The 4,671-nt window shown below is 75.4% G+C and carries 2 protein-coding genes; both read left to right on the top strand.

Features of this window, described 5'->3' with window-relative positions; all coding sequences use genetic code 11:
- The coding region (locus G5C65_RS31480) for an amino acid adenylation domain-containing protein (RefSeq protein ID WP_165302454.1) at positions 1-4,435 on the top strand (4,435 nt) is incomplete at its 5' end.
- The gene (locus tag G5C65_RS31485) at positions 4,435-4,644 is read left to right on the top strand and encodes an MbtH family protein (protein WP_277608130.1); all 210 of its coding nucleotides are present in this window, start codon (positions 4,435-4,437) and stop codon (positions 4,642-4,644) included. The genes G5C65_RS31480 and G5C65_RS31485, both read left to right, overlap by 1 nt.
- The last annotated feature ends 27 nt before the right edge of the window (positions 4,645-4,671 follow it).

Genomic DNA, 4,671 nt, shown 5'->3' on the forward strand with positions numbered 1-4,671 from the left:
GGCCCCGGCCCCGCCCCCGACCGCGCAGGCGGTCGCGGACGGAGTCTCGGCGCTGCTGCCCGGCACCATGGTGCCGTCCGCCGTCGTCGTCCTCGACGCGCTCCCGCTGACCCCGAACGGCAAGGTGGACCGCAAGGCGCTGCCCGCGCCGGAGATGGGGGCCGGCGGGCGCGGCGGTACGGCGCGCGAGCCCCGTACCCGGACCGAAGCGCTGCTCTGCCAGGCGTTCGCCGACATCCTCGGCATCGGGAGCGTGGGCGCCGACGACAGCTTCTTCGAGCTGGGCGGCCACTCGCTGCTCGCCACCCGGCTGGTCAGCCGGGTCCGCACGCTGCTGGACGCCGAACTGGCGGTGCGGACCGTCTTCGACGCGCCGACCCCGGCCGCGCTCGCGGCGCTGCTCGACGGCGCGGACGCGGCGCGGCCCCCGCTCGTCCCGGTCCCGGAGGGGGAGCGGCCCGAGGCGCTGCCGCTCTCGTTCGCGCAGCGGCGCATGTGGTTCCTGGGCCAGCTGGAGGGCTCGGCCACCGCGTACAACCTGCCGTGGACGCTGCGGCTGACCGGTGAGCTGGACCAGGACGCGCTGGCCGCCGCGCTCGGCGACGTCGTGGACCGGCACGAGGCGCTGCGCACCGTCTTCCCCGCCCGGGACGGGGAGCCGCGGCAGCGGGTGCGGTCCGGAGCCGGGGTCGCGCTGCCGGTGTGCGCGGTGTCGGCGGAGGAACTCGACGGCGCCGTCGCCGAGTTCGCCCGCAGGCCCTTCGACCTGACGCGGCAGATCCCGATCCGGGCCGCGCTGTTCGCGCTCGGCCCCCGGGAGCACGTGCTGGTGACGGTCGTGCACCACATCGCCGCCGACGGCTGGTCCAACGCGCCGCTCGCCAGGGACCTGTCGGCCGCGTACACCGCCCGGCTGGGCGGCACGGCCCCGGAGTGGGCGCCGCTGCCGGTGCAGTACGCCGACTACGCGCTGTGGCAGCGGGAGCTGCTCGGCGACCCGGACGACCCGGACAGCCTGGCAGCCCGCCAGCTCGGATACTGGCGGAAGGCCCTGGAGGGGGCTCCCGAGGAGCTGCCGCTGCCCACCGACCGGCCGCGCCCCGCGACCGCCGGCTACACGGGCGGCACCGTGGACTTCACGGTCCCGGCCGGGGTGCACGCGCGGGCGCTGGCGCTGGCGAAGGAGTGCGGCGGCAGCCTGTTCATGGTGGTGCAGGCGGCGCTCGCCGCGCTGCTGAGCAAGCTGGGCGCGGGCGACGACATACCCGTCGGCACCCCCGTCGCCGGGCGCACGGACGAGGCGCTGGACGACCTCGTCGGGCTGTTCGTGAACACCCTGGTGCTGCGCACCGACGTGTCCGGGGACCCCACGTTCCGGGAGCTGGTGGGCCGGGTGCGGGACGCGGGACTGGCCGCGTTCGAGCACCAGGACGTGCCGTTCGAGCAGGTGGTGGAGGCGCTGACGCCCGCCCGCTCGGTGGCGCGGCACCCGCTGTTCCAGGTGATGCTGGCCCTGCAGAACAACGCCGGCGCCGCCTTCCGGATGCCGGGCCTGACCGCCGAGGCGGGCGCGGCGGGGACCGGCGGCGCCCGGTTCGACCTGGCCATCGACGTGGCCGAGCGCACCGGGGCTGAGGGCGGGCCCGCCGGGCTCGCCGGGCGGCTGGAGTACAGCACCGACCTGTTCACGCACGCCGGGGCGCGTACGCTCGCGGTCCGGCTGTGCCGCCTGCTGCAGCTGCTGACCGCCGAGCCGGAGCGGCCGCTGGGCGAGATCCCGGCGCTGCTGCCGGGCGAGCGCACCCGGCTGCTGCACGACTGGAACGGCGCCCCGGCGCACCCGGTGGACGAGCCGCTGCACGCCCGGCTGGACGCGGCGGCGGAGCGCTACCCGGACCGGACGGCGCTGGTGTACGACGACGGCGCCGCCTCGCTCACGTACCGCGAGCTGCACACCGAGGCGGACCGGCTGGCGCGCGACCTCGTGGCGCGCGGGGCCGGACCGGGGCGGCTGGTGGCCATCGCGCTGCCGCGCACGCCGCGCATGGTCGTCGCGGCGCTGGCGGTGCTGAAGGCCGGCGCCGCGTATCTGCCGGTGGACCCCGCGTATCCGGCGGACCGGATCGCGTACATGGTCGAGGACGCGGCCCCGGTGCTCACCGTCACCGACTCCGGTGTCCGCGACGCGGTCCCCTGCTTGGCGGACGTCCCCCACCTGCTGTTTGCGGGGTTCGAATGCGAAGGGGCCCCGGAGGAGCCCGGGGCCGCCGGGGGCGGCCCCGCCCCGAGCCGGCAGGCGGGGCCGGACGACGCCGCGTACGTCATCTACACCTCCGGATCGACCGGCCGCCCCAAGGGCGTGGTCGTCCCCCGGGGCGCCCTCGCCAACATCCTCGCGGAGACGCAGCGGTACCTCTCCCTCGGCCCGGACGACAGATTCGTGTCGGTCAGCACCTTCGGCTTCGACGTCGCCAACTCGGAGCTGTTCGCACCGCTGCTGTCCGGCGCCACCCTCGTCCTGGCGGGGCACGACACCGTACGCGACCCGGCGGCCCTCGCGGCACTGCTCACCCGGCAGCGGGCCACCCGGCTCCACGCCACCCCGGCGCTCTGGCACACGCTGGTCAGCGAGCGCCCCGAGGCGCTGCGCGGCGTGCACGCGCTGAGCAGCGGCGAGGCCATCAGCCCGGCACTGGCCGCCGCCGTGCACGGCGCCGCGGCCCGGCTCACCAACCTGTACGGCCCGACCGAGACGACGATCTGGTCGACGGTCGCCGACCTGGACGGCGTCACGGACCCGCCCATCGGCACCCCGCTCGCGGGCAACCGGGTGTACGTCCTGGACGCCGCGCTGCGCCCGGTGCCGACGGGGACCGCAGGCGAGCTGTACATCGGCGGCACGGCCGTGACGCGGGGCTACCACGGACGCCCCGCGCTCACAGCGCAGCGCTTCACGGCCGACCCGTACAGCGCGGAGCCCGGCGCGCGGATGTACCGCACCGGGGACCTGGCGCGCTGGACGGCCCGGGGCGGGCTGGACTACCTGGGGCGCACCGACCACCAGGTGAAGATCCGCGGCTTCCGCATCGAACTCGCGGAGATCGAGGAGGCGCTGCTGGCCCACCCGGCGGTGGACCGCGCCGTGGTGGCCGTACGCCGCGACCGCGCCGACGGCATCGACCGGCTCGCCGCGTACGTGGTGCCGCACGCCGGCACCGCCGCCGACGCCGCCGAGTTGCGCGCCCAGCTGGCCCGTGCGCTGCCGGAGTACATGGTCCCTGCGACCTTCACCGAACTGCCCGAGCTGCCGCTGACGCCGAACGCGAAGGTGGACCGCAAGGCGCTGCCCGACCCGGCGCCCGTGGCGGCCGAGGCGGGCGGCGAGCCGCGCACCCCGCTGGAGGAGACGCTGTGCCGGGTGTTCGCCGAGGTGCTCGGCCTCGAACGGGTCGGCATCCGGGACGGCTTCTTCGAGCTGGGCGGCGACTCCATCCGCTCGATCCGGCTGGTGGGCCGGGCCCGGGAGCTGGGCGTGGCGCTGACGCCCGCCGATGTGTTCGTACACCGCACGGTGGCGGGCCTGGCGACCGTCGCCGTAGCGGAGGGCTCCGGTCCGGGCGCGGACGGCGACGCCTTCGGGCGGGTGCTGGCCGTCCGCCCGCGCGGCACCCGGGAGCCGCTGTTCTGCGTGCACGGCGGGGTCGGGCTGGGCTGGCCGTTCCTGGAGCTGGCCGGCGCGCTGCCGGAGGACGTTCCCGTATACGCGCTCCAGTCCGGCGGAATTCTGGAATCCGAGGAACTCCCGGGCAGTGTCACGGAATTGGCGGAAGAATACGTGGCGCGCATACTGGAAATTCAGCCGGACGGGCCGTATCGTATTGTCGGGTGGTCTTTCGGGGGTCTGGTGGCCCACGAAATGGCCGTTCAGCTCCAGCGGCGCGGACAGCGGATCGGGCTGCTGGCGAATCTGGACGGCTTCCCGGCCGCCGCGGGAGAGCCGTCCGCCGATCTGAGCGAGCGGGCGCTGCTCACCGAGGTCCTCACCCGGTTCGGGCTGGCCCAGCCCGGCGCCGAGCCCACCCGCGCCGCCGTCCTGGGCCTGCTGCGGCAGGACGGGAACCCGCTGGCCGAGCTGACCGAGCAGCAGCTCGGCAACCTGCTCCAGGTCATCCGCCACCTCAGCGAACTCGGTTCGGCGCACCGCCCGGACCACTTCGACGGCGAGCAGCACTTCTTCGCCGCCACGCAAGGCGCCCCGCAGGGAGGGCTCCCGGCCGCCGGCGCGTGGGCCGCGCACTGCGGCGGCGTCACCGTCCACCCCGTCACGTCCGATCACGACGGCATGCTCGACCCCGGCCCCGCCGCGGAGACAGCCGCCGTCCTCAGCACCTTGCTCGCTTCTGAAACGCCGGAAAAAGGAACGGGTAGACACTGATGACCAATCCATTCGACGACGAGTCGGGCACTTTCGTTGTCCTGGTCAATGACGAGGGGCAGCACTCGCTCTGGCCCGCATTCGCCGACATTCCGCACGGCTGGCGCACGGCACTCGCCCAGACCACCCGAGAACTGGCCCTGGCCTATATCGAGGAGAACTGGACCGATCTGCGCCCGCGCAGTCTGCGGGCCGCCGACGCCGCCTGAGCCGGGCGCCCGGCCATCCCCCCAACC

Origin of the sequence: Streptomyces boncukensis (assembly GCF_011045075.1) — a bacterium.
GTDB classification, from domain to species: Bacteria; Actinomycetota; Actinomycetes; order Streptomycetales; family Streptomycetaceae; genus Streptomyces; species Streptomyces boncukensis.

Excerpts from the sequence above, each read along its gene's own strand:
- G5C65_RS31485 (WP_277608130.1), top strand. The coding sequence starts at position 4,435 with ATGACCAATCCATTCGACGACGAGTCGGGCACTTTCGTTGTCCTGGTC.